The organism is Saccharibacillus sp. O23 (assembly GCF_002205895.1).
In the GTDB taxonomy this organism is placed as follows: Bacteria; Bacillota; Bacilli; order Paenibacillales; family Paenibacillaceae; genus Saccharibacillus.
The window spans coordinates 85,750-112,680 of record NZ_NJDE01000025.1 but is presented as its reverse complement, the minus strand read 5'-3'; the positions used below and the strand labels follow the sequence as shown (position 1 = coordinate 112,680).

24 protein-coding genes and 1 pseudogene are annotated in these 26,931 nt (G+C 58.7%); 18 read left to right on the top strand and 7 right to left on the bottom strand.

Features of this window, described 5'->3' with window-relative positions; translation table 11 throughout:
- Window positions 1–15: 15 nt before the first annotated feature.
- On the bottom strand, window positions 16–2,406 hold the full coding sequence (locus tag CDO73_RS23145) for an outer membrane protein assembly factor BamB family protein (RefSeq protein WP_088490889.1): 2,391 nt from the start codon (window positions 2,404–2,406) through the stop codon (window positions 16–18).
- A 323-nt stretch (window positions 2,407–2,729) separates the two neighbouring features.
- Between CDO73_RS23145 and CDO73_RS23140 the strand changes: the two genes are divergently transcribed.
- From CDO73_RS23140 to CDO73_RS23095, 10 genes are all read left to right on the top strand, one after another.
- Complete coding sequence (locus CDO73_RS23140; RefSeq protein WP_088490888.1) at window positions 2,730–3,680, top strand: alpha/beta fold hydrolase; 951 nt, start codon at window positions 2,730–2,732, stop codon at window positions 3,678–3,680.
- A gap of 37 nt (window positions 3,681–3,717) precedes the next feature.
- Window positions 3,718–4,686: an aldo/keto reductase gene (locus CDO73_RS23135; protein ID WP_088490887.1), complete on the top strand. Its 969-nt coding sequence runs from the start codon at window positions 3,718–3,720 to the stop codon at window positions 4,684–4,686.
- A 29-nt stretch (window positions 4,687–4,715) separates the two neighbouring features.
- Window positions 4,716–5,465 (top strand): DUF1361 domain-containing protein, encoded by a 750-nt coding sequence (locus CDO73_RS23130; protein WP_088490886.1) that lies wholly within the window; start codon window positions 4,716–4,718, stop codon window positions 5,463–5,465.
- On the top strand, window positions 5,455–6,078 hold the full coding sequence (locus CDO73_RS23125) for an HAD-IA family hydrolase (RefSeq protein ID WP_088490885.1): 624 nt from the start codon (window positions 5,455–5,457) through the stop codon (window positions 6,076–6,078). Before CDO73_RS23130 ends, CDO73_RS23125 begins: the two co-directional genes overlap by 11 nt.
- A 55-nt stretch (window positions 6,079–6,133) precedes the next feature.
- On the top strand, window positions 6,134–6,331 hold the full coding sequence (locus CDO73_RS23120) for a hypothetical protein (protein WP_088490884.1): 198 nt from the start codon (window positions 6,134–6,136) through the stop codon (window positions 6,329–6,331).
- Window positions 6,332–6,374: 43 nt separating this feature from the next.
- Window positions 6,375–7,691: a VWA domain-containing protein gene (locus CDO73_RS23115; RefSeq protein WP_088490883.1), complete on the top strand. Its 1,317-nt coding sequence runs from the start codon at window positions 6,375–6,377 to the stop codon at window positions 7,689–7,691.
- A gap of 39 nt (window positions 7,692–7,730) precedes the next feature.
- A complete protein-coding gene (locus CDO73_RS23110) occupies window positions 7,731–8,255 on the top strand; it encodes a hypothetical protein (RefSeq protein ID WP_088490882.1) in 525 nt (174 codons plus the stop codon).
- Between the two features lie 245 nt (window positions 8,256–8,500).
- Complete coding sequence (locus tag CDO73_RS23105) at window positions 8,501–9,454, top strand: phosphotransferase family protein (protein ID WP_179218809.1); 954 nt, start codon at window positions 8,501–8,503, stop codon at window positions 9,452–9,454.
- A 137-nt stretch (window positions 9,455–9,591) separates the two neighbouring features.
- Window positions 9,592–10,227 carry a DJ-1/PfpI family protein gene (locus CDO73_RS23100; RefSeq protein WP_088490880.1) on the top strand — a complete coding sequence of 212 codons (636 nt, stop codon included), beginning with the start codon at window positions 9,592–9,594 and terminating at the stop codon, window positions 10,225–10,227.
- A 181-nt stretch (window positions 10,228–10,408) separates the two neighbouring features.
- Complete coding sequence (locus CDO73_RS23095) at window positions 10,409–11,473, top strand: lactonase family protein (RefSeq protein WP_088490879.1); 1,065 nt, start codon at window positions 10,409–10,411, stop codon at window positions 11,471–11,473.
- Between the two features lie 96 nt (window positions 11,474–11,569).
- Here the strand turns inward: CDO73_RS23095 and CDO73_RS23090 are convergent, their stop codons facing one another.
- Together CDO73_RS23090 and CDO73_RS23085 are read right to left on the bottom strand one after the other, a co-directional pair.
- Window positions 11,570–12,496, bottom strand: coding sequence for an AEC family transporter (locus CDO73_RS23090; RefSeq protein WP_088490878.1), 927 nt, complete (start codon window positions 12,494–12,496; stop codon window positions 11,570–11,572).
- Window positions 12,497–12,611: 115 nt separating this feature from the next.
- On the bottom strand, window positions 12,612–12,923 hold the full coding sequence (locus CDO73_RS23085; RefSeq protein ID WP_088491035.1) for a hypothetical protein: 312 nt from the start codon (window positions 12,921–12,923) through the stop codon (window positions 12,612–12,614).
- Window positions 12,924–13,107: 184 nt separating this feature from the next.
- Here CDO73_RS23085 and CDO73_RS23080 point away from each other — a divergent pair, with 184 nt between their 5' ends.
- The gene (locus CDO73_RS23080; RefSeq protein WP_088490877.1) at window positions 13,108–13,992 is read left to right on the top strand and encodes an NAD-dependent epimerase/dehydratase family protein; all 885 of its coding nucleotides are present in this window, start codon (window positions 13,108–13,110) and stop codon (window positions 13,990–13,992) included.
- A 143-nt stretch (window positions 13,993–14,135) separates the two neighbouring features.
- Here CDO73_RS23080 and CDO73_RS23075 read toward each other — a convergent pair whose 3' ends face one another.
- Entirely contained in the window at window positions 14,136–14,558 is a 423-nt protein-coding gene (locus CDO73_RS23075; RefSeq protein WP_088490876.1) for a threonine/serine exporter family protein, read from the bottom strand.
- A 13-nt stretch (window positions 14,559–14,571) separates the two neighbouring features.
- The gene (locus CDO73_RS23070; protein WP_088490875.1) at window positions 14,572–15,327 is read right to left on the bottom strand and encodes a threonine/serine exporter family protein; all 756 of its coding nucleotides are present in this window, start codon (window positions 15,325–15,327) and stop codon (window positions 14,572–14,574) included.
- A gap of 345 nt (window positions 15,328–15,672) precedes the next feature.
- Between CDO73_RS23070 and CDO73_RS23060 the strand changes: the two genes are divergently transcribed.
- From CDO73_RS23060 to CDO73_RS23040, 5 genes and pseudogenes are all read left to right on the top strand, one after another.
- Window positions 15,673–16,752, top strand: coding sequence for an FUSC family protein (locus CDO73_RS23060; RefSeq protein ID WP_088490873.1), 1,080 nt, complete (start codon window positions 15,673–15,675; stop codon window positions 16,750–16,752).
- Window positions 16,753–16,878: 126 nt separating this feature from the next.
- Window positions 16,879–17,217: a four-helix bundle copper-binding protein gene (locus CDO73_RS23055; RefSeq protein WP_088490872.1), complete on the top strand. Its 339-nt coding sequence runs from the start codon at window positions 16,879–16,881 to the stop codon at window positions 17,215–17,217.
- 261 nt (window positions 17,218–17,478) lie between these two features.
- Window positions 17,479–19,833 (top strand): RNA polymerase recycling motor HelD, encoded by a 2,355-nt coding sequence (gene helD, locus CDO73_RS23050; RefSeq protein ID WP_088490871.1) that lies wholly within the window; start codon window positions 17,479–17,481, stop codon window positions 19,831–19,833.
- A gap of 182 nt (window positions 19,834–20,015) precedes the next feature.
- Window positions 20,016–20,945 (top strand): annotated as a pseudogene (locus CDO73_RS23045) (DUF2268 domain-containing putative Zn-dependent protease).
- Window positions 20,917–21,708: a MerR family transcriptional regulator gene (locus CDO73_RS23040; protein ID WP_088490870.1), complete on the top strand. Its 792-nt coding sequence runs from the start codon at window positions 20,917–20,919 to the stop codon at window positions 21,706–21,708. The pseudogene CDO73_RS23045 and the gene CDO73_RS23040 overlap by 29 nt, the downstream one beginning before the upstream one ends.
- Here CDO73_RS23040 and CDO73_RS23035 read toward each other — a convergent pair.
- Window positions 21,675–22,610, bottom strand: coding sequence for an AraC family transcriptional regulator (locus CDO73_RS23035; RefSeq protein WP_088490869.1), 936 nt, complete (start codon window positions 22,608–22,610; stop codon window positions 21,675–21,677). The two genes, CDO73_RS23040 and CDO73_RS23035, sit on opposite strands and share 34 nt — an antisense overlap.
- Before the next feature lie 285 nt (window positions 22,611–22,895).
- Between CDO73_RS23035 and yicI the strand changes: the two genes are divergently transcribed.
- Together yicI and CDO73_RS23025 are read left to right on the top strand one after the other, a co-directional pair.
- Window positions 22,896–25,211 (top strand): alpha-xylosidase, encoded by a 2,316-nt coding sequence (yicI, locus tag CDO73_RS23030; protein WP_088490868.1) that lies wholly within the window; start codon window positions 22,896–22,898, stop codon window positions 25,209–25,211.
- A 181-nt stretch (window positions 25,212–25,392) separates the two neighbouring features.
- Window positions 25,393–26,121: an MBL fold metallo-hydrolase gene (locus CDO73_RS23025; RefSeq protein ID WP_088490867.1), complete on the top strand. Its 729-nt coding sequence runs from the start codon at window positions 25,393–25,395 to the stop codon at window positions 26,119–26,121.
- A 170-nt stretch (window positions 26,122–26,291) separates the two neighbouring features.
- Here the strand turns inward: CDO73_RS23025 and CDO73_RS23020 are convergent, their stop codons facing one another.
- Complete coding sequence (locus CDO73_RS23020) at window positions 26,292–26,789, bottom strand: MarR family winged helix-turn-helix transcriptional regulator (protein ID WP_088490866.1); 498 nt, start codon at window positions 26,787–26,789, stop codon at window positions 26,292–26,294.
- Window positions 26,790–26,931 lie beyond the last annotated feature (142 nt).

Below are 26,931 nucleotides of genomic sequence, written 5' to 3'. Positions count from 1 at the left end.
AGTCCCGGATTAAATTTATTCGTTCGGCTCCGGATTTTCGTTCGGGTTCTCGAACTGGATTTGTTCGGTCAGCGCGTCGGCGTCGAACGCCGCGAAACGTCCGTTGGCCGAACCGACGTAAAGCGTTTCGCCGTCGCGGTTCAGCGCGCCGTTTCGAAGAAGCGGGCTATCGTTTTCGACATAGGCGAACGCGACTCCGTCGATCCGCCGCAGCGGCGCGCCCGTTTCGGCGTCGAAGGTCAGCAGGTCGGGTCCGTAAGGAAGCAGCAGAATGCGGCCCGCTCGAACGAAACTTCCGGCGTCGACGCGGCCGTGCGGATTCGCGAGCGCGAATTCGGACGTCGCCGTTTTCCATACCGGCTGCCCGTCGCTCAGGGAGAGCGCCGTCGGCACGCCGCCGAGCAGTCCGTAAACGAGATCGTCGCTCAGCATGGCGCGTTCCAGCTTGCCCGGGATCTTCCAGACTTCCCGCTGCTGCTTCGTATCGTACAGCGACGTCTCGAACAGCGAGCCGCCATCGTAATTCTGCGAATCGATCGAGCGGCGAACGAGCAGATAGCTTCCTTGCAGGACTTCTGCGCGTTCGTTCGGCGAGATCGCGTAGCGGGCGAGAATCTTGCCGCCGGAAGTATCCAGACGGACCCGATCGCGGCCGAACGTCACCCAGCGCGTGCCGTCGCCCCGCTCGAACGGATCGATGCGAGGCGCGACGGGCGTTCCGGATTCCAGCGCGGAATCGGGCAGCGTATCTTCGTCGGTCTTGATGCTCCAGACCGCTTTGCCGGTACGCGGTTCCAAGGCTTGAATCCAGCGGTTCTGCTGAACCAGGACGTAAGGATCGTTTGAACCTTCGTTCAACACCTTATAAGGGTCGACGAACTCTTTGGTCCACCGAACGGAGCCGGATCGCTGCGAAAGCGCGGTCAGCGTTCCTTTGCCGCCTTCCGAAGGTTGGGTGCTGAGCAGTACGGACGTATCGGCGGCGGACAAACGGACAGGCCGCGAAGATTCCGCGGTTTGCGGCGCCGAACCTTCGGCTTCGCGGCTCCACAGCACTTTTCCGTCACTCAAACGCAAGCTGCGCAGCAGCGGCTTCCCGCCGTTTCGCGGATCGGCTCGGGTCAGTACGAGCGCGGAGCGGCCGTCTTGCCCGAGCAGCGAATCGAATCCTCCGCTTCCGGTCTCGACCTGCCACAACCGCGTGCCGTCGGAACGGTCCAGCGCGTAAAGTTCTTCGCCGAGCCCGGCACCGCCGTCCGCCGATCCGCGCACGAGAAGCGTGTCGTCCGAAGCGGCCGACAAATATTGGGCATCCAGATCGGATTGCGCCTGCCATAGCGCTTGAGGCGAGATCGAAGGCATCGGCGTCAACAGTCTGAAATCGTAAGTGAACGCGTACGGCGGTTGGTTCGGATTGACTTGCGCCTGCGCGGCTTCGGCGGTCGGAAGAATCCAATTCCAGCCGGCCAGCTTGCCGCGAGTATCGAAAGAAACGGTGAACTGCGCGACGCCGCGTTCGTACCGCCATAGTTCGCCGCGCTTCCCGGTGCCTGCCGGGTCCGAAGTGGAATAATGCGGCAAAGGCGTTCGGGAATAAGGGGTGCCGAGCAGCGCCTCCGCGTCTTCTTCCGAGGTGCCTACGGCCAGCGAAGTTTCGGCCAAGCTCCGGACCATCTCGAGCGGCACGGTGGAATCCGCCGCCAGCAGACCGGTCACGATCTGCTGCGTGCTGGCCACTTGGCTGCTCTGCACCCAGAGCAGAGAAGGACGGATCACCGAACCGCCGGCATAGGCGGGAGAAGCCGGCAGGACGACTCCGTACCAATCGCCGGAACGAACGGCGGAGATCAGACCCGAAGCGGCGTAATCGCCGGGCCAGTTCGCTTCGCTGCCCGGGTACAGATGCAGCGAGGCTTCCGGCTTAAGCTGGAGAATCAGCGGCTTCGCCGCCGAAGCTTCGTAGGCGGCGCTGCCCGTATACCAGCTTGGGACATAAGCTTTCTCGCCGCCCGGCGTCAAGACTTCGAGCATCTCGCCGGAGCGGCCCGTCACGTTCAGCGACGAACCTGCCGCTTCGTAATAGTTGACGCCGAGCGAAGCCCGGTCGCCGCTCTGCGGCAGCGCTTTGAAATAAGGCGCCGCCAGACGGAGTTCCGCCGCTTGCCGGGCGGCGGAGGCCGGGCTTGCCTGCTGCGCCGCCGGGGCGGTGCCGGCGGCAGCGGCCGTTCCCGGCAGGGCTGCCGGCAGCAGCATCAGCGGCAGACAGAGCGCCGCTCCGAAGAGGACGGCGGAACGAGGTCCCGCCTGGGAGCGGGATAGGCCGGACGCGAACCCGGGCTTCCGTGTCGTTCGGTACGCTTTGTTGCGGGTTGTTGGAACGGATGTCTCCGTGGATGAACGTTTCATTGCGACCTCCCTGTGCCGGCATGCCGCTTGACGCGAAGCTGCCGGTCTATTCTGTATATTCGAGCGTATCTCTAAATGGACGGATTAAAGCCAGCCCGTTCCCGGTTAAACAAGAAGGACTGCTTCCTCTCTTAATTAGACCGATTTTATCCGCTTAGACGCTCCGCGAAGCAAAAAAGTTCACGTTCGAGCGCAAAAATTCGCGAATTCGTAGTTTGCCTGCCGGGCGTAGTATAATATTTCCGAAATCAAAGTTTGTCCAAACGAACGGTTCGACAGCACGAGAGAAGCGGCGGCCGTTCGTTGGTCAGGAGGGGGAGCCGATGAACAAAAAGACCGAACGGAGCGTGCTCCTTCCCGCGGGGAAAAAGATCGACGGCCTGCATGCGGTGCTCGAAGGCGCGGCGGGCGATTATCCGCCCGTCGTATTCGAACACGGATGCGGCGTATCGTCCGAGGTGTGGGCGCTCGTGTATCCCGAGATCGCCCGTATTACGCAGACGCTGGTCTACGACCGCGCAGGCTACGGATTCAGCGATCCCGGCCCGCTGCCGCGCACCAGCGACCGCTGCGTGGAAGACCTGCATCGGCTCGTCGAACGTCTGGGCATCGTCCGCCCGTTCATTCTGGTCGGACATTCGCTCGGCGGGTTCTATGCCCGCCTCTATGCGGAGCGATACCCGGAAGACGTGGCCGCGCTCGTCCTGATCGACGCTTCGCACGAAGACGAGATTCGCGGCATTTTCCCGCTTCCTTACCTCAAGCGGCAGCGCTGGAGCGTTCGCCTATACGGCTTGGCGAAGCAGGCCGCGCGGATCGGGCTGCTGCCTTGGCTGGCGAAGCATCGCTGGATTCCCGGTTTCGGCAGCTTCGTGGCCAAGCTGCCGGAACGTTCGCGCGAAGCGATGTGGACGCGGGTCTTTACCGCCGAGAGCATGGAAGCGGCCGAAAGCGAATACGACTGCTTCGTCGGCGAGACGGGCAGCGTTCCCCGTTCGCGTTTCGCCCGCCTGCCGCTGGCCGTCGTCAAAGCGGGCATCTACCAGCCGCCGCGTTCGCGCAAGATCTCCGGACGCGAAGAAGTGAAGCGCAAGCTTTACGACACCGCCGTCAAAATGCAGAAATTGTCGGCGTCGGGCCGACTGATCGAAGCCGACGGAAGCGGACATCACGTGCAGGTGGACAAGCCGGGGACCGTGATCGGCATCGTCAAGAGGCTGCTGGAACAGACGAGAACGACATCCGTATCGACAGAAGGACAGAGCGAAGGTTGACCCACAAACGGCTTCGGCCGAAGGAGGAGACGAAAACATGAAACAAATGCCTTTGAACGCAAGAGGAATTCCGGCCAGCCGATTGGTGCTGGGCTGCATGCCGTTCGGCGGGGAATGGGATCATTCCCCGCTGACGGACGAACGGGCTAAGCTGTCGGAAGCCGCCGTCGAAGCGGCGCTGTCGATCGGCATCAACATGTTCGACCATGCGGACATCTATACGCGCGGCAAATCGGAAGAAGCGTTCGGCCGCATCCTCAAAGCCAGACCGGAACTGCGCGATCAGATCGTGCTGCAATCCAAATGCGGCATCGGCTTGGCCGACGAGACGCTGCCGGCCCGTTTCGATTTCTCGCGCGATCATATTCTGGAGTCCGTGGACGGCTCGCTGCGGCGGCTCGGCACCGACTATCTCGATATTCTGCTGCTGCATCGCCCCGATCCGCTGATGGAACCGGAAGAGATCGCCGAAGCGTTCGGCCGTCTGAAAGCATCCGGCAAAGTGCGTTATTTCGGCGTCTCGAACATGAGCGAAGCGCATATCCGCTTTATCGAGAGCGCGTTGACGGACCGGCTGGTGGTCAATCAATTGGAGATGGGACTCGGAAGGCTGGACTTCGTGGAAGAAACCGTGCGCGTGAACCAGACCAAAGGCACGGACGTGAATTTCTCGCACGGCCTGATGGAATTCAGCCGCGCGGAAAATATTCAGCTTCAAGCTTGGGGACCGCTGGCCCAAGGGCGTTTCACCGGCAAAGACGTCAGCAGCGAGTCGGAAGCGGTCCGCAAAACGGCCGATCGGGTCGCGCAGATGGCCGACGAACGCGGCACGACGCGCGAAGCGATCGTGCTCGGCTGGCTGATGAAACATCCGGCATTGATCCAGCCGGTGATCGGCACCATGAACCCGGAACGGATCAAAGCCTGCGCGGACGCGCAGCGTCAAGCGGATCAGATGAGCCGCGAAGACTGGTACCGGCTGTACATGACGGCGCGCGGAGACTGAAGCCTCCGCCGCTCGACGGAGGAGGGCTTATGGACAAACTCAAATCGCTGCAGTATCCGTGGAAACTGTATCTGTGGCTGACGTTATTGCTGTTGACGGCGATCGACCTGGCCGTGCTGTTCGATATTCGTACCGGGGCGGGAGGACGACCGTACCGGTTCATGATCTGGAATTTCTTTCTCGCATGGCTGCCCGCGGCGGCGGCGGTCGCTCTGGACGGATTGGCGCTGCTGCGCAAAGGAGCGGCGAAGATGATCCTGACGGCGGGAATGGGACTGCTCTGGCTCTTTTTCTTTCCGAACTCGGCGTACGTCGTGACGGATCTGCTGCATGTGTTCCGCAATTACGATTTCGATCCCCGGCAGCGTTTCTGGAGCGAGATCGGCTTCTGGCATCAACTGCTGCCGATGCTGCTCGCCGCCGTGCTGGGTCTGCTGATCGCGTGCGCTTCGCTTTATTCGGTGCATAAGCTCGTCGCGCGGGCGTACGGCAGGGCGACCGGCGCGGCTTTCGCCGTCGTCGTGCTGCTGCTGTCGAGTTTCGGCATCTATATGGGCCGCTTCGTGCGTTGGAACAGTTGGGACGTCGTGTTCGATCCGCTCATGCTGCTGCGCGACATGCGGGATTTGTTCGGCGACCCGGATTGGGTACGGCATCTGATGCTGTTCGGCGGAGGGATACTGGTTCTTCAAACCGGCGTATATGTCGTGCTGTACCTGTTCACCAAACTGAACGACTACGCGCGGACGACGAAGGAGGAACCCGGACATGGCCGCTGATCGGACGAGACCTCAGCTCGTGTTCGACGTCGGCGGGGTGCTGGCGGCGAATCTGGACGAGTTCTGGATCGGAATGGCCGAATCCTCCGGCCTGCCGCTGCCCGTTCTGCGCGCTCGTTACAAAGCGGAGATCGGAGCCGAACTCTGGCGCGGCACGGTCGCCGAGGCGCAGTTCTGGGCGTGGCTGCGCGGCGTTTGTCCGGCGGTAACGACGGCCGAAGCGGAAGCGCTGCTGCGCGGCGTTCTGATGCCTCTGCCCGCGATGGGCAGATTGGAGCATTGGAGCGAACGCGCGGACATTCATATTCTGAGCAACCATGTGCAGGCATGGATCATGCCTTTGTTCGCCGGACTCGAACACGTCCTGTGCAGCGTGACCGTATCGAGCGAAGCCGGATTCGAGAAACCGGATCTTCGGCTGTTCGAAGCGGCCGCGTCCCGTCTGAGAAGCGCCGAAGTCTGCTTTGTCGACGACAAAGCCGCCAATCTGGAGGCCGCCCGGCATCTCGGTTGGGATACGCTGCTCGCCGATCCGGAGCATGCTTGGATCGGCGAGTTGGAACGCCGGCTCGCGCTGTCCGCCGATTCCGTTCAGCCTCGCGAACGCGCCTGAGCGTTTGCGGCGCAAGGCACACGGTAATCGGAACGGGGGAAAGGGGTTGGGGAGGTTGACCTTTATTTGGGGACTGGCGATGTTGGCGATCGGATCGAACTTCCTGTACGGCATCGTTCGGCGGGGCAAGTCGCCGATTCGGGTCCGGCTGCTCGGCATCGCCGTCCCGCTTCGACTGATTCAGGCGGCCGCCGCTTTGCTGCTGCTCGGATGCGGCATGTATCTGATCTTCGGCGGTCGATTTTTCGGATGATCGATAGCTTTCATTCAGACCAAGAAAGCGGGGAACGCCATTCATGGAACAGCGAACGGAACATTTGACGCAAGGCGCCAATACGGCGCTGGGAAAGTCGGGACGCGCGCTCGTCGAACTTCGTTGGGACTCGTCGCCTTCGCCGGTGGACGCGAGCGCGTTTCTGCTCGGAGACGGCGGCCGCGTGCCTTCGGACGATTATTTCGTGTTCTACAATCAGCCGGAAAGCCCCGGCGGAAGCGTGAAGCTGATCGCTTCGGACGAGCGTTCCGCGACGTTCGAGATCGATCTGGAAGGCCTGGCGGCCGGACAAGCGCGGCAAGCGATGTTCGCCGCCGCTTTGGACGGTCCCGGCATTTTCGCCGACGTCCGCGGGCTGTCGGTTCGCGCGAAGTACGCCGGACGGGAGATCGAATGCGGTTTGGGAACGCCAGGAAACGAAGCGGCTCTTGTGCTGGCGGAGATTTACCTGTATAAAGAGTCGGTGAAGCTTCGCGCGATCGGTCGAGGGTTCGACGGAGGTCTGGGGCCGCTCGCGCAATCGTTCGGCGTCGACGTGGAAAGCGAAGAACCGGCAGGCGAATCTTTTTCGTCCGCTGCTTCGTCGCCTTCCTCGTCCGACGCCGGCTCGGCGGCAGCCGTCCCGGCAGCGTCCGCGCCGCCGTCGGCCGAAGGTCTTGAGCAGCCGCTCGGACGGATCGACCTGTTGAAGAAAAAGGTCGCCGTCTCGTTGGAAAAGAAAAAGATTCCGCGTCAAAAAGCGAAAGTCGCCGTAGTGTTCGACGCTTCCGGTTCGATGAACAAGCTGTACAAAAACGGGACGGTGCAGCGCGCGTTCGAACGCATTCTTGCCGTGGCCGCCAGCATGGACGACGACGGAATGCTGGACGTCTGGATGTTCGCGTTGGAATTCGTGCGCGCAAAGCAGGCGACGGCGTCGGAATACGAAGGCTACGTGGATCGGGTCTATCCTTTTCCGGGGGCGGGCAGGCGCAATAACGAGCCCGCGGTCATGGAAGACGTGATCCGCAAGTTTACCGTCGAAGAACCCGATCCGGCGATGCCGGTGTACATCGTCTTTTTCAGCGACGGCGGCGTGGTGGAGACCAAGAAGATTTCGCGTCTGCTGACCGAAAGCTCGCTGCATCCGCTATTCTGGCAGTTCGTGGGACTCGGCGAGTCGAATTACGGGGTTCTTCGCAAGCTGGACGATCTGCCGGGCCGATTGGTGGACAATGCGGGATTCTTCGCGTTGGACGATATCGACTCGGTCGGAGACGAAGAACTGTACGACCGGTTGTTCGAAGAGTTTCCGTCCTGGCTTCAAGAAGCCCGGACCAAAAACATATTGAGGGATTGACTCCGGCTTTCGAGCCGGAGCCGTTACGGAGGGATCAAGATGAATTTGCAGCAATGGATCGGTGCCGCGCTGAGCGGCGATATCGCGGAAGACGACGTACAGCATGCGTTATGGCTGCTGTCGAATACGCCGCTGTTGTACGACGACGGCAAGACGATCGCCGAAGAAGATTATCTGAGAGGGCTGGAGCATCAGCCTTCCGCCGAAGAAGCGGAAGCTTTGAACGAACTGTTCGGCATCGCCGCCGCTCTGGCGCGCCGTTATGCCGAAGCGGCTGACTATGATCGCATGCAGGACGTGATCAGCCTGCAATTCGATCTGTGGGCGCGCGGCATCCTGCGATTGGAAGATTGGATCGCTTGGCTTCAAGGCGCGGCGGAAGGCCGAATCGATCTTCCGGTTTACGATTTCGACGAAGTGCTCGGCAGCGCGCCGGAAGGCTTCATGATCCAAGATTTCCACGACGAGTTGAATTTTCGTTTGGAAGACGCGCCGGACGACGAATGGTCGCTGTCGCATCTTGACGAATTGTATCGCAGAGTCGGCGTACGCCAATCCGCGTAAAATGGCGAATAAGGGTTGACGCCCTTGTACAAAGCCGATATGATGGGAAACAACGAGAGACGAACCGATATCGGTTTGTCTCTCGTTTTGTCGTTTTAACGGTTTTTATGTCTTTTCAGCAGCGATTTCCTCTAATTGCCTTCAAAAAGGTTTTTTTTCGGCGTATAATCAAGCACAATCTATTATTTCGGAAAAAGCGGAAAGCGCGAACACGGACAAAACGGAACCGGAAGGGAGGAACACGTTTGAACAACGAGGGGAAAAACAACGGAACGAAGGAAGATCCGGAGCTGGAGGGAAGAACGATCGCTCCGCTCGGACAGATCCTCGAAGCCTATCCCATCTTCGAAGGCGAATCCGGAGAGCGCAAGTATCGGGTACATTTCTACGGATACGACGCCTCTTATCTGCTGCGTTTGTTCGACGAATCGTCCTTTGCGTCCAAAAAGGCGGAATTCGAAGCGCTGCACCGGATGCAGTCGATCAGCGTGCATTGTTCGCGTCCGATCGCGATGGGACAGTGGGAGGCGGGCCGTCTGTATTTTCAATTGCTGTCGTACATAGAGGGAGAAAACGCGGTCCGGGCGCTCCCGGAAGCGTCGAAGCCTCAGCAGCTTCGGGTCGGCATACAAGCGGGCGAAGAGCTGCGGCGAATCGGCGGTTACGACGCGCCCGAAGAACTCGAACCTTGGGCGGAACGTTATCGCCGCTGCGCGACCCGAACATTGGCGAGAATCGAATCGGCGAACGGGCTGCCGGATTGCGCGCGAGCGGCGGTCCGCAAGGTCAAAAGCGGGCTGGCGCTCGTCGACGATCGGCCTTCGGTGTTCCGGCACGGCCGTTATCTGCCTTCGAATCTGATCGTCAAAAGCGGCCGTCTGGCCGGCGTTGTGGGATTCGGACATTTCGATTGGGGCGATCCCGTATACGAGTTCGCGATGCTCGGCTCATGCGGTCGAAACCTGAGTCCGGTATTCTGCACGGGTCAGATTCTCGGCTATCACGGAGGGCAGGAACCGGAAGCCGAGTTTTGGAAATTGTATTCGCTTTACGCGGCTTCCGGCGCGCTGTCGCTGATTGCGCACGCTCTGGACGAAACGCCGGAGAAGCTGGACGAGGCGATTGCCTGTCTTGAACGTTTGGCTCGCGACCATGAAGGATTTTCCGAAGATTCGCCGTCTTGGTTCGGTGCCTTATAATCCCTTTTTAGAGTTATTTATGACAAATTTTTGAATGGCGATTCGTCCGCTTCTTTTTCGGGTTATGTCTCAGGTAGAGGTTTTTCGGCTCGTGCTTGAAAAAGCTTTGCAGCATAACCTGAGGGGGAAGAGCAAGAATGAAAACTTACATCTTGGTATATAACGATTTTGCCCAATTCGAGGTCGTACTGGCGGCAAACCTTATGAAGACGGCAGGAGAAATCGTCACGGTCGGCTTGTCTCCCGAGCCTGTGGTTTCGCAGGAAGGCTTCCGAATCGTTCCGCATACGACGATCGAGCGGGTAGAGGCATGCGCCGTCGACCTGTTTATCGTGCCGGGCGGAGACCTGAAGCAGATCTCCCGCCTGAGCGAAGTGGAGAATCTGCTCAAAGCCGTGCAAGCGTGCGGCGGAAAAGTGGGCGCGATCTGCTCGGGCTCGCTGCTGGCGTTGGAAGCGGGCTTGGCGCGCGGACGCAAGTATACGTCTCCGCTGCCGGCAGGAAGCGACGTCGTCGCAGGCGATCGGGTCGATCTGCCCGTCGTGGCCGACGGAGGGCTGGTTACTGCGCAAGCTTACGGTTATGTCGATTTCGCGTTGGAGTTGGGACGTCTGACCGGTATTTATCGCGACGAAGCGGATTACGAAGAAACGGTACGATTCTTCAAGTTCTTCCTGCCGCCTGTCGAATCCGGCAAATCCGATTCCAAAGTAGCGGAACGCAAAGTCGAAGCGAAGCAAGAGATTCTGCATGACGCCGGAGTCGCGGTGTAAAGTTCTGAATCGTAAGAATCGGAAGCGCTCCGAGAGGAGCCCTAAGATCTTGCTCATATGCGGCCGAATCGGAGGAATTGCCGGTTCGGCCGCTTTCGCTTGGGATTTGCTCGGCATTACGATATAATTGAGCCATATCGCTCGTTTGACGAGCGGCGAATGAGGATCAGGAGGAATAGACATGACACAAGAGCAAAAAATGTTCGTTTTCGTCGGCTCGTATGCCGAATCCGCGACAAGCGGCGTATATACGTACGAATTCGACGAAAAAGAAAGCACCTTGAAGCTGCTGGACCAGACTTCGGGTCTGAAGAACCCGACATTCCTCAACGTGGACGTCGCCAACTCGCATATTTACGCGATCGGCGAAACGGAGCCGACGGACGGAAGCGCCAAAGGCGGCGAAGTCATGATGATCCGTTTCGACCAAGACGGCACCTTGACCCGGTTCAACCGCACGAATACCACTCCAACGACGACCTGCCATGTGCAGCGGGACTCGGAAAATAAATTTTTGATCGTATCCAGTTACCACGGCGGCAGCGCCGGTCTGGTCTCGCTCAAAGACAACGGGCATGTCGGCGAACTGCTCGACGTGCAGACGCACCGTTCGGCGGAAGGAGAGACTTCGCACGTCCACTCCGCATTCTTCAGCCCGGACGAAAAATTCTTGTTGGTGCAAGATTTGGGTCTCGACTTGATCCGCACGTATTCGATCGACCGCGAAGCGGGACGCTTGGTTCCTCACGGCGACACGCATGCGGCAAAAGGCGCAGGCCCTCGCCATCTCGCGTTCCATCCGAGCGGCAAATTCGCGTTCGTGATCAACGAGCTGAACTCGACGATCGCTTCGTACCGTTACGACGCGGAAGTCGGCACGCTGAGCGAAATCGAAGTCGTGCCTACGCTTCCTTCCGACTATACGGGAGAAAACGGCTGCTCCGAGATCGCGGTATCCGCGGACGGACGTTTCGTCTACGGCGCCAACCGCGGTCATGACAGCATCGTCGTCTACGCGTTCGACGAAGCTGCGGAGAAACTGTCGCTGGTCGAACACGTATCGACCGAAGGCGGACATCCGCGTCATTTCGCGTTGACGCCGAGCGGCGACCACCTGCTTGCCGCGAACCGCGACGCCAACAATATCGTCGTGTTCAAGGTGGACAAAGCCACCGGCCGCCTGACGTCCACGGGCAACAGCGTTAGCGTGTCCAAACCGGTCTGCGTCCGCCCTTATTACGTATAAGCCGAATTTTCGGCCGAGCCCAAACGAAAAGCCCTCCGCTTTCCCTGTCGAACGGGAAAGGCGGAAGGCTTTTCTTTTTTCGACGATAAAAAGGCGTTAAGGCATCGTCCATACCAACAGCAGAGGAAGGACGAGGAACGACGCCAACGTCGTCCATAAGATGCAGCGGGAAACGAATTTGGGCGACGCGCCGAACTGTTCGGCCAGAATGACCGCGTTGACCGCCGTCGGCATGGACGCGAGCACGAGCAGCACGCCGAGCAGCAGCGGATCGGCGCCGAGCAGCAGCAGGATCAGCCAACTGAGCAGCGGAGCGACGGCCAAGCGCAGCGCCAGACCGGCGCGGAACGCTTTTTGCAGATTCGGCTGCCATTCGCCCGGAGCGGCTCCGATCATCTGCGCGCCGAGGATCACCAGCACGACCGGGGAATAGGCGTCGGCCAGCAGGTTGACGCCGGTCCACATCGGCGGAGGCAGCGTGATTTCGGTCAAGCGCAGCAGAACGGCGAATACGGCGACGTACAACGAAGGCAGCTTCAGCACGGCAAGGGCTGCCCGGCGGGCGGAGAATTGCGAACGGGCCGCGAAGAAGACGCCGACCGTATTGACGATGATGATCTGCAAGACCACGTAGACCGCGGCTTTGTCGAGTCCGGCCTGTCCGAACGCCAGCAGCACGAGCGGAAGACCGTAATTGACGCAGTTGGTAAACGAAGCGACCAGCGTCAATCCCGATCGTTCCGCGTCGCCGAGTCGGAGCAGCCGACCCAGCAGCAGGGATACGCCCCACATGGCCAACAGATTGATCAAGCTGAACGCGACCGTGATCCCGACGTCGTCCGCGGTCACGCGCGCATTCGTCAGCGTGGTGAACAGAATGGCCGGACTCAGCAGATACAGCGACAATAGGGATAGCGGCTTCGTGTCGAGTCCTTTGAAGCGCCGAAGCAGAATGCCGGCGAGCACGGGAAAAGACAGCGGCACGAATACATGATAGAACGTGGCAAACAAAGCGAGCAGCATGGCAACCATCCTTCGGCAGCCGGCGGCGGACGGGGAAATTCCGCCGGGTTCCGGTGTAATGCCTTTTACTTTACAGTCTGAGGCTCCGAGCGTCCAATATGCGCTGCCTATCCGTTTATAGGCGGCCCCGTTCCACGAACCGGCGAAGTTGATCGGTCAAGCCTTCCCGCCGCAGGATCTCGGCTTGTTTCGGCCCGATCAGATCGAAGTGCGGATAGCGGTCGCGGCGATGGATATAAGCGGGGTTAAGCCCGTTGTCCCGGCACCAATCCGCCAAGCGATCCAGATCGGAGCAGCCGACCTTGGTGACCGACGTGACGCCGGGAAACCGGGGGTCGAGCCAGAAATGGGTCAAATACGCGATCTCGCCCCGCTCCACGGCTTCTTTCCAGCGGGAGAGTTCTTGCCTGTCGATTCCGAATGCCATGAAATTCCCTCTTTTCTTCAAACGTTCTTTCATTATAACAATCCTTTCGCCATCGCGAAAAGACGAGGAGATCGCCGGATTTGCCGGAAGCGGGGTTTTATTCGCAAGCGGATTCGTATATGCTGTTCTACGTAAAAGAAAAGTTGCAGCGACCTTTTGGCCGACGAAGAGGAGGACCTACATAATGACGCAAAATGTGCTGGTGTTGGGCGGAACGCGTTTTTTCGGCAAAGACCTGGTTGAAAAACTGCTTGAAGCGGGGCACTCCGTGACGCTCGCGACGCGAGGCCTGACGGAAGATTCTTTCGGAGATCGCGTGGAGCGCCTGCGTGTGGACCGTACGGACGAAACGGCGCTGGAAGCTGCGGTTCAAGGACGTTCTTGGGACGTCGTTTACGACAATATCTGTTATACGGCGGACGAAGCGCGTGCGGCGATCCGGGTATTTACGGGCAAGGTCGGCCGTTACGTATTGACGTCCAGCCTGTCGGTCTACGAACCGGGCTCGGCCGAACATCGGGAAATCGACGTCGATACCGCCGCGCTCGAAGTACCGCCGAGTCCGGTAGGCAAAGTGCCGTACGGCGAAGGCAAAGCGCAGGCGGAAGCCGTTTTGTTTCGGGAAGCGCCGTTCCCGGCGGCTGCCGCGCGATTCCCGATCGTGTTGGGGCCGAACGATTACACCAAACGGCTGCATTTCCATGTGGACCGGATCAAAAGCGGCGTGTCGTTCGTCATGCCGAATACCGACGCGCGCATGTGCTTCATCCATGAGCGGGAAGCGGCGGATTTCCTCGAATGGTTAGGCGGGAGCGACGTTACGGGACCGTTCAACGCTTCTTCGGTCGGCAAGCCGAGACTTCGCGAACTGATCGCGGCGATCGATCGCGAGACGGGCGGTCAAGCGATCGTCCTGCCGGAAGGCCCGGAAAGCGAGACTTCTCCTTTCGGCGTTCCGGAAGATTGGGCGATGGATCTGTCGCGCGCCGAAAAAGCGGGATTCGTTTTCCGCGAGCTGGACGATTGGCTTCCCGAACTGATCGGAATATTGGCGCGGGGCGAAGCGTAAACGGAACGTTCGACGCTTAGTGCTGCACGGGTATCGTTAACCTTACCCGAGCTTCGCGTTATCTGCATATCGAAAACCGCCTCGCAGAAGATCCGCGGGGCGGTTTTGTTCGTTCCTTCGAAGCTGTACGGCTTCTTCGCCGATCATATTTTTTTCGGCCGCATCATCTGGTTCAGTACTTCGGACAGCACCAGACCGGCGGCGATCGCGCCGGCGATCATCAAGGTCTGCGCGCCGATCTGAAGCGCTTGGTCGTACTGGTTCTCGACGAAACGCCGCATGGCGTTATAAGCCATGCCGCCCGGAACGAGCGGAATCACGCCCGCGACGCTGAAGATGATGACCGGCGTACGGTAGATCTTCGCGAACAACTGGCACAGAATGCCGACGAGCAGCGAAGCGGCCAGCGTGGCGGGCGCTTCGCCGATCTCGCCGCGCACGGCCACGTAGAGCACCCAGCCGAGCATGCCGACAAGCCCGCATTGCAGCAGCGATTTCTTCGGGGCGTTGAACAGGATGACGAACGAAGAGGCGGCGAAGAAGCTGGTCAGAAAATGAGCCCACATAAACGTTGTCCTCCTAATGGAAAAAGATGATCGCGACGGCGATTCCGGCCCCGATCGCGAACGCGGTCAAGCAGGCGTCGGCGCCTTTGGAGATGCCCGACACGAGATGGCCGGCCATCAGGTCGCGGATCGCGTTCGTGATCAGCAGTCCCGGCACGAGCGGCATGACCGAACCGACGGCGATCCGGTCGAACTCGCGGCCCAGTCCGGCCCAGACGAACAGCAGTCCGAGCAGGCCGACGAGCAGCGCGGCGGAGAATTCCGCGAAGAACTTGACCTGCACGATCCGGTGCAGGTAGACCGAAGCGGCGAACCCCGCGCCGCCCGCGATGAACGCGGCCGCGAAATCGTACCAGATACCGCCGAACATGATCAGGAAGCACGCGCTGGTCAGCGCGGCCGCGAGAATCTGTACGGGCAGTTTATAATTGAACGAAGCGGCTCCGGCCTTGAGCAGCAGCGCTTTGGCTTCGGGCGCGGACAGCTCGCCGAGCGCGATGCGGCGCGAAATGGAATTGACTTCGGCGATCTTGTGCAGATCGGTCGTCCGCTCTTCGATCCGGATCAGCTTGGCGGGCTGCTCGCCGCTGGTCGAGAAGATCAAGGCGGTCGGCGTGACGTAGCTGTGGCTTTCCGTCAGTCCGAACGCGGTCGCGATCCGTACCATCGTGTCTTCGACCCGGTAGGTCTCGGCGCCGCTCTGAAGCATGATTTTCCCGGCCAACAGGCAGAGTTCGATCGTTTCGTAAATGGAAGTTTTCTGATCCAACGTTTTCGTTCCTTTCGATCGCAAATAAAAACATGACGCGCGTTGAAACATTCGGCAACTCATTGTAACACAACTGAAATCTGTTTTTCAGCTCCTCTTAATCTTTGCGGGGTAATCTATGAATACAACCCCCTTTGGAATATATATCTTGGACCGTCGGCGAGAAAATCGCCCGGCGGTCCCTTTTTTTGCGCCGGATATCGCGCAGCGGTTATACTTAGAAATCAAGCTTTCGATCCGGGCGCTGCGTAGTTTCGCGGTACAAACGGGTAATATTGGAAAACGAAAAACGAAAGCGGGCTTTTTCGCGGAGAGAAAGTCCGAACGAACAAAGGAGGAATCGGCTTGAATTTCGGCGCGCGTATGCTGAAAACGGGGATCGCGGTAACCCTGGCTTTATACCTGACCATGCTGCTCAACCTGACGCCGCCCGTAATTGCCGCGATCGCGGCCATTTTTGCCATGCAGCCGACGATCTACAAATCATGGACGTATTTTCTCGATCAACTGCTCACCAATACGCTGGGCGCGGTGATCGCGGTGGCGGCGGGGCGTCTGTTGTCCCATGAACCGATCGCGGTAGGCTTGACCTGCATCGTCGTGATCATGATCTGTCTGAAAATGAAACGCGCCGATACGATCGGTCTGACGTTGGTCACGGTCATCTCCGTCATGGAAGCTTCGGGACAATGGGACTTTGCGCTGAACCGTTTCCTGATCAACGTCGTCGGTATTTTTTCCGCGTTCATCGTCAATGTAGTGGTGCTCCCGCCCAATCCCAGAAGCCAATTCTTGGGGCAGATCCAATCGACGTTCAATCAGCTCTCGCTGCTGATGCGAACGGCCGTCTCCGACGAGATCAAAGAGAACGTGTTCCGCGATCAGCAAAAAGAGCTGGAAGGTTCGATCCAATCGTTGGCGGACAAATACAATCTGCTCGAAGAAGACCAGCACAAACGCAAACGTCCTTCTTACACGGAGAGCCGCCATCTGGTCGTCTACAAACAGATGCTGCGAACGCTGCGCAAAGGAAGCGAGGTCGTGGAAGCGGTAGAAGAGCATTATTTCCCGGCTTCCCGAACCCTGCCGCTCGACCAATTGTTCGATCAACAGCTCGAGTATATGGTCAAATACCATGAACACGTGCTGTTGAAATTCGAAGGCAAACTGAAACGCGACGACGAACCGTGGCAGAATCTGGAGGAAGAGAACGAACGGTTCGCTCGGGCGATGCAGGAGTATATGGAACAGCGCGAAGACAGCACGATGCGCCTGTCGATCGTGGCCGCGGAGATCCATGCGTACGGCTACCAGCTGGAGCGGCTCAATCGGCTGGTCGAACATTACGGAGAAGGCGATCGCGGAGAAGGCAAACCGTGGACGCACTGGCTCAATCCGAAAAATTGGCGCGGCGAAAAATCGTGACGCGTCGGGAACGATGCAGGTTCGGCGCTTTTTCCGTCGCTCCCGTTCCGTTTACCTCCGGACAAGAAGGGTAATGAGATACAGAAGCTTGACCCTGATCCGTCCATTACAAGGAGGAATTCGAACATGACGAAGGAAGAAATGCGCCGCTGCATCGACGAATGCCTGAAATGCATGGAAGCTTGCAACCATTGTTACGACGCCTGCTTGCAGGAAAAAGACGTGGCGATGATGAAAGATTGCATCCGACTGGATCGCCTTTGCGCGGATACGTGCGAGTTCGCTGCCCGGTCGATGACTCAAAACAGTCCGTACGCGGCCAAGGTCTGCGCTTTGTGCGCCGAGATCTGCGAAGATTGCGCGGCCGAATGCGGCAAACACGACATGGATCACTGCCGACGCTGCGCGGAAGCTTGTCGACGCTGCGCCGAAATCTGCCGGGAAATGGCTTCTCAGGCGGCTTGAACGCGGTCGTTCCGACGTGCGGAAAGGGAAGGAAACCCGGGTGTCCGGCGCTCCTTCCCTTTCTTTATGGCCGAAACGGCAGAGCGCATAGTAAAATGATACCCGGAAACGCTTTGCGGATTCGCTGCGAAATCGGTTGATTTCGAACGTACGCAGGCGTACAATAAAATTCTGTCCGTATGAAAAAGTACTTAAATTAACAAATATTCCATAATTATATATTTCGCTATAATCGATGCGAAGGGTCAGGAGGGGACGGGTATGGAAATCACCGATTCGGAATGGAAACGGGAGCAAGAACGCGTAAGCGAGGTGACGTCGAAGATCGTCCGGCGCATAAGCGGTCTGGAAGCGCAGGTCGGCGAGATGAGAGGCGACGTCGTGGGGCTGCGCAAAGAATTCTGGGACGAAGTCACGATGAACTTCGCCGAGCCCGACGATCTGGGCGAGACGTCCACCAGCATGCGGCAGCAGTCGCAGGTGTTGGCGGAGCGGGAGTTCGGCCATAAGCGCGCTTACTCGCAGCTCGGCAAACTGCGCAGGCTTCGCAATTCGCCTTATTTCGGGCGGATCGATTTTCGCGAAGAAGGGGAGAAGCAGGCGGAACCGATCTATCTCGGCATCGCTTCGCTGCTCGACGATAACGAACAGGACTTCTTGATCTACGACTGGCGCGCGCCGATCTCGAGTCTGTATTACGACGGTTCTCCGGGCGGCGTCTCGTACCGGACGCCGGGCGGAAGCGTCGAAGGCGAGATGGAATTGAAACGCCAGTACGTGATTCGCGACGCGAAGATCCGGGTCATGTTCGACACCGGCATGACGATCGGAGACGAGCTGCTCCAAGAAGTCTTGAGCCAGAGCGCCGACGACAAGATGAAGAGCATCGTCTCGACGATTCAGCAGGAGCAAAACGCCATTATCCGCAACGAGCAGAGCCGCCTATTGGTCGTGCAGGGCGCGGCGGGCAGCGGCAAGACCTCGGCGGCGCTTCAGCGGGTCGCTTACTTGTTGTACCGCTATCGGGACACGCTGAGCGCGGATCAACTGGTGCTGTTCTCGCCCAACTCGCTGTTCAACAGCTACGTCTCGACGGTGCTTCCGGAGCTCGGCGAAGAGAATATGCTGCAAACGACGTTCCAAGCGTATCTGGAACGGCGGATCGGCCGCGAATTCGAATTGGAAGACGCGTTCGATCAGCTCGAATACCTGCTGCGCGGCGACGATTTCGATTACGACGCAAGATTGGCCAGCATCCGCTACAAATCTTCGCTTCATTATCTGGAAGTGATTCGCGCTTACCGGGAACACTTGGCGGAACGCGATATGATGTTCCGTCCGATCCGCTTCCAAGGGCACGAGATCGTGTCCGCCGAAGACATGCGCCGCCGATTCTACGAATTCGATCCTTCGATCAAGATTCCGAGCCGGATCGAGCAGATGGGCAAATGGCTGCTCAAAGAAGTCGGCGATTACGGCAAAAGCCAGCGCGACGAGGAATGGGTGGACGACCAGATTCAACTGCTCGATTCCAGCGCGCTGCACAAAGCGTACAATCAGATGCGCCGCAACCAAAAAGGCGCGGCCGACACGTTCGACGATTACGATCAGCAGCGCGAAGCGGCGGCCCGCATGATCGTCAACGACTGGCTGAAGCCGGTGCGCAAATGGATCAAACGCCAGCGTTTCGTCGACGTCAAAGGCATGTATCGCAGGCTGTTCAAAGACGAAATGCTGTTCATGCGCTTATCCGGCGGCCGTCCGCTGCCCGCGATGTGGCACGAATTCGCGCGTTTGACGCAGGACAAACTGGCGAAGTCGGAATTGTTTTTCGAAGACGCCACTCCGCTGCTGCTGCTCCGCGAGCTGCTGCAGGGGTTCATCACGAATACCTCGATTCGCCATATCATCGTCGACGAGGTGCAGGATTACACCCCGTTCCAGCTCGAATTCCTAAAAAGGCTGTTCCCGCGAGCCCGCATGACGGCGCTCGGCGACCTGAACCAAGCGATCTACGGCCACGATTCCGCGCTGGACGATTACGATCCGCTGCTGAACCTGTACGGACGCGAAGAAAGCATGGTGCTGCGCTTGACCCGAAGCTACCGTTCGACGCGCGAGATCACGGAGTTCACCAAAGCCATGCTGCCGGAAGGCGAAGCCATTCAAGCCTTTACCCGCAGCGGAGAAAAGCCGGTGCTGAGGCGGTTCGAGCCGAATGCCCGAGCCGACATGGACGACGCGATCGTGGCGGATATCGAAGACCTGCGGGAGCGCGGACTGGATTACACGGCGATCATCTGCAAGACGCAGAGCGAATGCAACGAACTGCAAGAGCGGCTCAAAGACCGTTTGCATACGCGTCTGATCACCAAAAACACGCCGGCGTTCGAAAAAGGGACGGTTATCGTTCCAGCTTATCTGGCGAAAGGCATCGAATTCGACGCGGTGCTGCTGTACGGCGCGTCGGCCGATCGCTACGCCCGCGAATCCGAACGCAAACTGTTCTATACCGCGTGCACCCGGGCGATGCATATGCTGCATCTCTATGCGGCAGGCGAAATCAGCCCGTTCGTGACCGAAGTGGATCAAGCGCTGTACCAGATTCGGCAGTAGGCGTAAATTTCGGCCTGCTTCCTCTGCCGGACCGACTTTCTCGCCAGCCTGAGAACCCCGAAAATATCGGGGTTCTTTTTTTCGGTATGCCGCGCTTTCTTTCTGGACGGGCCTCTTGACTCTGACGCTGCGTCATCCTTTAGAGTGGGAAGCGGATCAAGAGAGGAGAGAAAAACATGAAGATCAATATTGCGATGCTGCGTTCCGACCAAGTCTATAACCGAATCGTGTCGGCGCCGCGCGAAGACAAGCAAGAGCTGTATCGAACCGAGATGTTGGGGCCTTTCGGAGGGAAATGGGAGATTCAGCAGATTCCGTTTCGGGCCGACGCGCCGGGCGGATTCGACGTGCTGACGTTAAACGATGCGATGTATCTGCCGCCGTTCGATATCGACGAATCGACGGTTCCTCAAATACGGGCGATCTCGTCCGAACGCTTCTGGCAAGAGTGCGAGCAGACGGTCCGAGACAGTCTCGAAGCGTTCGAGCGGCAGGGAATCGAGCTTCCGGTGCGGAATTACGTATGTACGGTGCTGCTCGGCAATCCGAAAAGCGAGATCTTGCGCTTGAACGAAGGGTATACGGGGGACGGCGGAATTCCGGGTTACGTCTTGACCGCATTGACGCCGAATGCTTATACGCTGCCGCGGATCCGGGCCGCGCTCGCGCATGAATGCAATCATAATGTTCGTTACCAATTCGTGCGTTGGGACCGGAACGTGACGCTCGGCGAACTGCTCGTCGGCGAAGGGCTGGCGGAGAATTTCGCGGTGGAACGCTGAGGGGAAGAACGGCTCGGACCGTGGGTCGGCAAGACGGACGGGAAGACGTTGAACGGAATCGTCAAACCGGCTTTGAAGACGATGCTGAACGTCACGGGCTGGGAGCGGATCGCGCCTCGGTTATACGGAGACCAGATCGCTTCGCTGCAAGGGTTCGCGCCCGCCGGTCTGCCTTACGGAGCCGGCTATGCCTGCGGTTATCACTTGATTCGCCATTACCTGCGGAAAACGGGCGAACCCGTCGAACGGGCCACGCTGAAAAGCGCCGACGAAATCTTACGAGTCGCGGAGGATTATTGGGATGTCCAAACGATGGTTGACGGTGCATGAAGTCGCCCGCATTACCGGCGCGACCGTTCGCGCTCTGCATCATTACGACCGGATCGGTCTGTTGAAACCGGCATCCGTAGGAGAGAACGGGTACCGGTTATACGATCGGGATAATCTGGAGAGGCTTCAAATCATCTTGTTTCTGAAAGAAGCCGACGTGAGCCTTCAAGAAATAGCGGCGCTGCTGGAGCGTCCCGAAGCCGAACGGCGTCAGGCGCTCCATAAACACCGGGAACGATTGACGGAGCGAAAACGCGAGCTGGAACGTACGATCGACGCGTTCGACCGTTACCTCGCGGCCGGGACGATCTTCGGTCCCGAACCGCCGGAACTCTCGGGCGTGCCGCTGCGCGAACAGTACGAGCGCGAAGCCGAAGCCGTTTACGGCCGAACGGAGGCTTACGCGGAATACAAACGGCGGGAGGAAGAGCGCGAGCGTCTGCCCGCGGCCGAACGGGAACGCGCTTTTTCGGAAACGGAGCGGCGGATGAACGGCATTTTCGCCGAATTGGCGTCGTTCATGGAAGGTCGGTCTGCCGGCAGCCCGGACGTGCAAGCTCGAATCGCCGATTGGCACGAGACGTTGAAGCCCTACGTGGACGCGAACCCGGAACTGCTGCGGCATATCGCGGAGAATTATCGGAACGACCGGCGTTTTCGCGCTTATTTCGATGCTTTCGGCGGCCGGGACGGCGAATTCGGACGTTTCCTGCACGAAGCGATCGACATTTACTGCCGTTCGCTGACAAGCGGACCCGAATAGCCGAAGGCCTGCTGAACCGCCGCGGTTCCGGCCAGCCGTTTCCGGTACTGCGAAGGCGTGCATCCTTGATGCTGCTTGAAGACGGAGATAAAATAGCTCAGGCTGTCGAAGCCGACTTCCATCGCGATCTCGACGATCTTGTGGCCGCTGGTCTCGAGCAGCCGGCAGGCCTGTTGGATGCGGTAGCGGTTGAGATAATCAACGGGACTTTTGTGGACCATGCTTTTGAAAAAGCGGCAGAAATGCCCTTCGCTCATATCCAGCAGTCCCGCCAATTCGCCCAGCTTGATCGGGGACGGATAATGCTCGTGCATATACCCCAGCACCGTCTTGAGCCGTTCGACTTTCTCGCGATCGCCGGCGGGGGAGACTTGCGCCTGCTCGCGCATATGCCCTTGCAGCACGGCGAAGATCTGCAGCAGCCGGGCTTTGGTCGTCAGTTCGAAAGCGGGAGACCGGCGTTCGTTATCGGCGATCACGGCGGCGATCAGCGCGAGGACTTCGCGTTCCCAAGCTTCGTTTCGGCTGATAAAAGCGGGCGGAAGCACTTTTTTTTGCAGCAGGGGGTCGATGAATTTGTCTTGAAGCGCGTCATAACCCCGGCTCGACAGAAACTCGGGAGCGAACACGACCGCCGAGAAAGCGCACGGTTCTTCGCCGACGCGGTAACCCGCATGAAGTTCGCCGCCGTGGACGAACATCGCTTCGCCCGCGGAGACTTCGTAGTATTCGGTTCCGATCTGGAATTTGACCTTGCCTCGGGTGACGATCGTGAATTCCCATTCTTCGTGCCAATGGCAGTCCATGATCGTCGTGTAGTCCAGATCTTCCATGACGTAAGAACTGACCGGATACATAGGATTGCCGTGAATACGCTGTTCTTTGAGCAAAGCTCGGTTCATAACGGCTGAGTCTCCTTCGGAAGCGGGACGCAGAGTCCGAACGGTATCACACCTGCGCCGCCGAATATGAAATCGTTTCCAAATAGTGGCGGATTGAAAAGCGTGAATCGAATAAAAGATCAAAATATTGATAGTTTAGATCAAAATAGCGGAAGAAATTTAGCTAAAAGATCAATATCATTATAAACGTAAAGACCGCGAAACGAAAGCGGTCCCGAAGATTCCCGCATCGGCGGGCCGATCGGCTCCCGAGCGCTTCCACAACTGCCAAGGAGGCTGTAACGAATGAAATTTACCGATGGATATTGGTTGGTCCGCGACGGATACAACATGCAAAGTCCGGTGGACATCCGCGACGTCGTAAAGAAAGACGATTCCTTTACCGTATACGCGGCAACCAAAAAGGTAGAAAAACGCGGCGACACGCTGAACGCGACGCTGCTTAAAGCAACCTACAGCTCGCCGATGCCGAACGTGATCCGCGTGCGTCTGAACCGTCACGCCGGCGGCGTGAAAAAATCTCCCGAATTCGAACTGTACGGGTCCGAGACGAACGTGCAGATTACCGATAACGACGACCTGCTGGCGCTGCAAAGCGGCGAGCTGAAAGTCAGCATTCAGAAAAATACCGGTTTCGCGAGCGAGTTCCATTACGGCAGCCGCCGCTTGACGGGCAGCGCGTTCAAGCGCGCCGCGCATATCGAAGCCAAAGCCGAAGGCAAAACGTATTTCCGCGAACAGCTCGATCTGGGCATCGGCGAATACGTCTACGGTCTGGGCGAGCGGTTCACTCCGTTCGTCAAGAACGGCCAGACGGTCGACATCTGGAACGAAGACGGCGGCACGAGCAGCGAGCAGTCTTACAAGAACATTCCGTTCTATATTTCCAACAAAGGCTACGGCGTGTTCGTCAACCATCCGGAAAAAGTATCGTTCGAAGTCGCTTCGGAAAACGTGTCGAAAGTGCAGTTCAGCGTCGAAGGCGAAACGCTCGAATACTTCATCATCGGAGGCGAGACGCCGAAAGACGTGCTCGACAACTACACGAAGCTGACCGGCAAACCGGCGCTCCCGCCGGCTTGGACGTTCGGTCTGTGGCTGACGACTTCGTTCACGACGAACTACGACGAAGAAACGGTCAACCATTTCGTCGACGGCATGAGCGAACGCGATCTGCCGCTGTCCGTGTTCCACTTCGACTGCTTCTGGATGAAAGAATACCAATGGACGGACTTCGAATGGGACAAGGACGTTTTCCCGGACCCTGCGGGCCTGCTGAAGCGTCTCAAAGAAAAAGGATTGAAAATCTGCGTCTGGATCAACCCGTACATCGCGGAAAAGTCGATCTTGTTCGAAGAAGCGATGGAAAACGGCTATCTGCTGAAATGCAAAGACGGCAGCGTCTGGCAGTGGGACATGTGGCAGGCGGGCATGGGCATCGTGGACTTCACGAACCCGGCCGCGGTCAAATGGTACCAAAGCAAACTCGAAGAGCTGGTCGATCAAGGCGTGGACTGCTTCAAAACGGACTTCGGCGAACGGATCCCGGTGGAAGACGTCGTCTACTTCGACGGCTCCGATCCGGTGAAAATGCACAACTACTACACGTTCCAATACAATAAAGCGGTCTTCGAAGTACTGGAGAACAAACTCGGCAAAAACGAAGCGGCGCTGTTCGCCCGTTCGGCCACGACCGGCGGCCAACAATTCCCGGTTCACTGGGGCGGCGACTGCTCGTCCACGTACGAATCGATGGCGGAAAGCCTGCGCGGCGGCCTGTCGCTCGGCGTATCCGGCTTCAGCTTCTGGTCGCACGACATCTCCGGTTTCGAACAAACGGCTCCGGCCGACGTCTACAAACGCTGGGTCCAGTTCGGCCTGCTGTCTTCGCACAGCCGCCTGCACGGCAGCGATTCGTACCGCGTGCCTTGGCTGTTCGACGAAGAAGCGGTGGACGTGCTGCGCAAATTCACGAAACTCAAAAACTCGCTTATGCCGTACCTGTTCAACCAGGCTGCGGAATCGGCGGAACGCGGAATTCCGATGATGCGTCCGATGTTCTTGGAGTTCCCGGAAGATCCGACCTGCGCGCCGCTGGATCTGCAGTACATGTTCGGCGATTCGATTCTCGTCGCGCCGATCTTCAATGCGGAAGGCGACGTGACCTATTATCTGCCTGCGGGCAAATGGACGGGCCTGCTGGACGGCCAAACGAAAGAAGGCGGCCGTTGGTACAGCGAGAATCACGATTTCATGAGCCTGCCGGCCTTCGTCAAAGAAGGCACGCTGCTCGCGGTCGGCGGCGAAAACGGCAAACCGGATTACGATTATGCGGACGGCTTGACGCTGCACCTGTTCGAGCTGGCGCCGGGACAATCGGCTTCGGCGAACGTCGTAGGCTTGGACGCGAAGACGGCGGTCGAAGCTTCGGCGGTCCGCAGCGGCAATACGATCAAGATCGAAGTCAAAGGCGGACGGAACGTCAAAGTCGCGCTCCGCGGCATCGATACGATCGAAAGCGCCGAAGGCGCTTCGCGCGAAGCGGGCGAACAAGGCATCGTTCTGACGCTTGAAGGCGGCAGCGCGACGGTGAAACTGTAAGATCTCAGTCCGGCGAAAAGAGGGCAGGGCCGCGTTTCCGAAAGGAGACAAGGCTCTGCCCTGTTTGCGTATGCTTTCCGTTCGATTCGGCGGTCTTCGGGAAAACGCTTGACAGCTTCCCGGCCGACTCTTATGGTCAAAGAGCGAAGAAGTATAACAAGCGGAACGGAGCGATCGAAACATGAGCGTCAAGAAAATCACGGAATCGATTCGAAGCGTAAGCGTCTGGGTGGGCCTGCAAATCCAAGTCTGGTTGGTGATCGAGCCGGACGGCATCACCTTGATCGATACGGGGATGGGTTTCATGGCCAAGCCGATCCTCAAAGAGATCGACCGCATGAACGCGGGACCGCTCAAACGGATTCTGCTGACGCACGGCCATTCCGACCATGTGGGCGGGTTGAAGAAGATCTTGGCGGCGCATCCGGTGCCCGTCTACATGCATGCGGCGGAGATCCCGTACGCCGAAGGCGACCTGGCATACCCGGGCAAAGACAAAGCGATGGTTTACGTCGAAAAAGGCATTCTTCAGCCGATTCCGACCGTTCAGGGGCGCGGCGGAGAGTTGGCGGCATTCGATTCGCTTAAGCCTTATTTCACGCCGGGGCATTCGCCGGGCCATACGGTCTACTTCCGTCAGGCGGACCGCGTGCTGCTGGCCGGCGATCTGTTCAACGCCAAGCGCGGACGGCTGATTCCGCCGAGATTCACGCCCGACCCGGATCAGGCGCTGCGCAGCGCGGACATTCTGCATAAGCTGAATCCGGAGCAGCTTCAAGTGTGTCACGGCGGCGCGGTCTACAGTTCGCCGGCGAAGCTGGACGATCTGCTCGAACAGGATCGGCAGGCCAAGCTCGTAGCCGAGCGGATGAAAGCGCGCAAAAACAAAAAGGCCAAGCAGGCCCGCTGAAACCTGCAATAGCGGGGGCGAGAACGAACGGGAATCGAGCCGACCGTTCGAGCTTCAGGACGCCGCAAACCGGCTCGGCAGAAAGACAACAAAGGCCGCAGAACCGCGAAATATCGCGTTCTGCGGCCTTTTGCGTAAGCCAAAGTCCGTGCGCCAAGCCGGGCCGGCAGCTATTCGTCTTCCGCTTCGAATCCGTCCTCTTCGTTGGACTCGGCATGAGGATCGATCGGCGATCCTTCGTCGTAGCGCTCGGCGTTGCGTTCGATCTTGCGAAAAGCGTCCGCGAGCAGCTCGAGCTGCTCGGGCGTGAAGTTCTCGATCATGGCGGCGTTATGGTGCCGTTCGATGACGGCCGTTTCTTCCGTGACCTTGCGTCCTTTTTCGGTCGGGTAGATCAGATAGGCCCGACGGTCGGCGCGGTCGCTGCTGCGCATGATCAGCCCTTTGCGGTGCAGAACGTTGAGGATGCGGGTCACCGTCGGCTGGTCTTTGACGGTGCGTTCGGCGATCTCTTTCTGATTCATGCCTTCCTTGAAGCAGATGCAGCACATGACCGACCATTGTTCGGGCGTCAGGTCGTAATCTTTGAGCCGGGCGGCGAGTCGATTGCTGACTTTGCGATAGATGACGCCCAGTTGAAAACCGATGGAATCTTGCGGCTGGTACAAGGTAGTTCCCCCTCTAGAGCGGCCGAATATCGCCCGCTGGTACCTGATCGACTCCGGATCGGAGCGTCGATCCCGGATCAGGTAGGGGGCCGGCCTGCTGATTCTGGCTTTGCTGCTTGCACACGCAAGTATACGAAGTTCG

Bases quoted from the DNA above. Each gene is read 5' to 3' on its own strand.
- CDO73_RS23100 (WP_088490880.1), top strand. From the start codon at position 9,592: ATGAAAACTTACATCTTGGTATATAACGATTTTGCCCAATTCGAGGTC.
- yicI (WP_088490868.1), top strand. From the start codon at position 22,896: ATGAAATTTACCGATGGATATTGGTTGGTCCGCGACGGATACAACATG.
- CDO73_RS23115 (WP_088490883.1), top strand. From the start codon at position 6,375: ATGGAACAGCGAACGGAACATTTGACGCAAGGCGCCAATACGGCGCTG.
- CDO73_RS23040 (WP_088490870.1), top strand. From the start codon at position 20,917: ATGTCCAAACGATGGTTGACGGTGCATGAAGTCGCCCGCATTACCGGC.
- CDO73_RS23035 (WP_088490869.1), bottom strand. From the start codon at position 22,610: ATGAACCGAGCTTTGCTCAAAGAACAGCGTATTCACGGCAATCCTATG.
- CDO73_RS23025 (WP_088490867.1), top strand. From the start codon at position 25,393: ATGAGCGTCAAGAAAATCACGGAATCGATTCGAAGCGTAAGCGTCTGG.
- CDO73_RS23140 (WP_088490888.1), top strand. From the start codon at position 2,730: ATGAACAAAAAGACCGAACGGAGCGTGCTCCTTCCCGCGGGGAAAAAG.
- CDO73_RS23095 (WP_088490879.1), top strand. From the start codon at position 10,409: ATGACACAAGAGCAAAAAATGTTCGTTTTCGTCGGCTCGTATGCCGAA.
- CDO73_RS23055 (WP_088490872.1), top strand. From the start codon at position 16,879: ATGACGAAGGAAGAAATGCGCCGCTGCATCGACGAATGCCTGAAATGC.
- CDO73_RS23080 (WP_088490877.1), top strand. From the start codon at position 13,108: ATGACGCAAAATGTGCTGGTGTTGGGCGGAACGCGTTTTTTCGGCAAA.
- CDO73_RS23110 (WP_088490882.1), top strand. From the start codon at position 7,731: ATGAATTTGCAGCAATGGATCGGTGCCGCGCTGAGCGGCGATATCGCG.
- CDO73_RS23125 (WP_088490885.1), top strand. From the start codon at position 5,455: ATGGCCGCTGATCGGACGAGACCTCAGCTCGTGTTCGACGTCGGCGGG.
- helD (WP_088490871.1), top strand. From the start codon at position 17,479: ATGGAAATCACCGATTCGGAATGGAAACGGGAGCAAGAACGCGTAAGC.
- CDO73_RS23085 (WP_088491035.1), bottom strand. From the start codon at position 12,923: ATGGCATTCGGAATCGACAGGCAAGAACTCTCCCGCTGGAAAGAAGCC.
- CDO73_RS23145 (WP_088490889.1), bottom strand. From the start codon at position 2,406: ATGAAACGTTCATCCACGGAGACATCCGTTCCAACAACCCGCAACAAA.
- CDO73_RS23130 (WP_088490886.1), top strand. From the start codon at position 4,716: ATGGACAAACTCAAATCGCTGCAGTATCCGTGGAAACTGTATCTGTGG.
- CDO73_RS23135 (WP_088490887.1), top strand. From the start codon at position 3,718: ATGAAACAAATGCCTTTGAACGCAAGAGGAATTCCGGCCAGCCGATTG.
- CDO73_RS23090 (WP_088490878.1), bottom strand. From the start codon at position 12,496: ATGCTGCTCGCTTTGTTTGCCACGTTCTATCATGTATTCGTGCCGCTG.
- CDO73_RS23075 (WP_088490876.1), bottom strand. From the start codon at position 14,558: ATGTGGGCTCATTTTCTGACCAGCTTCTTCGCCGCCTCTTCGTTCGTC.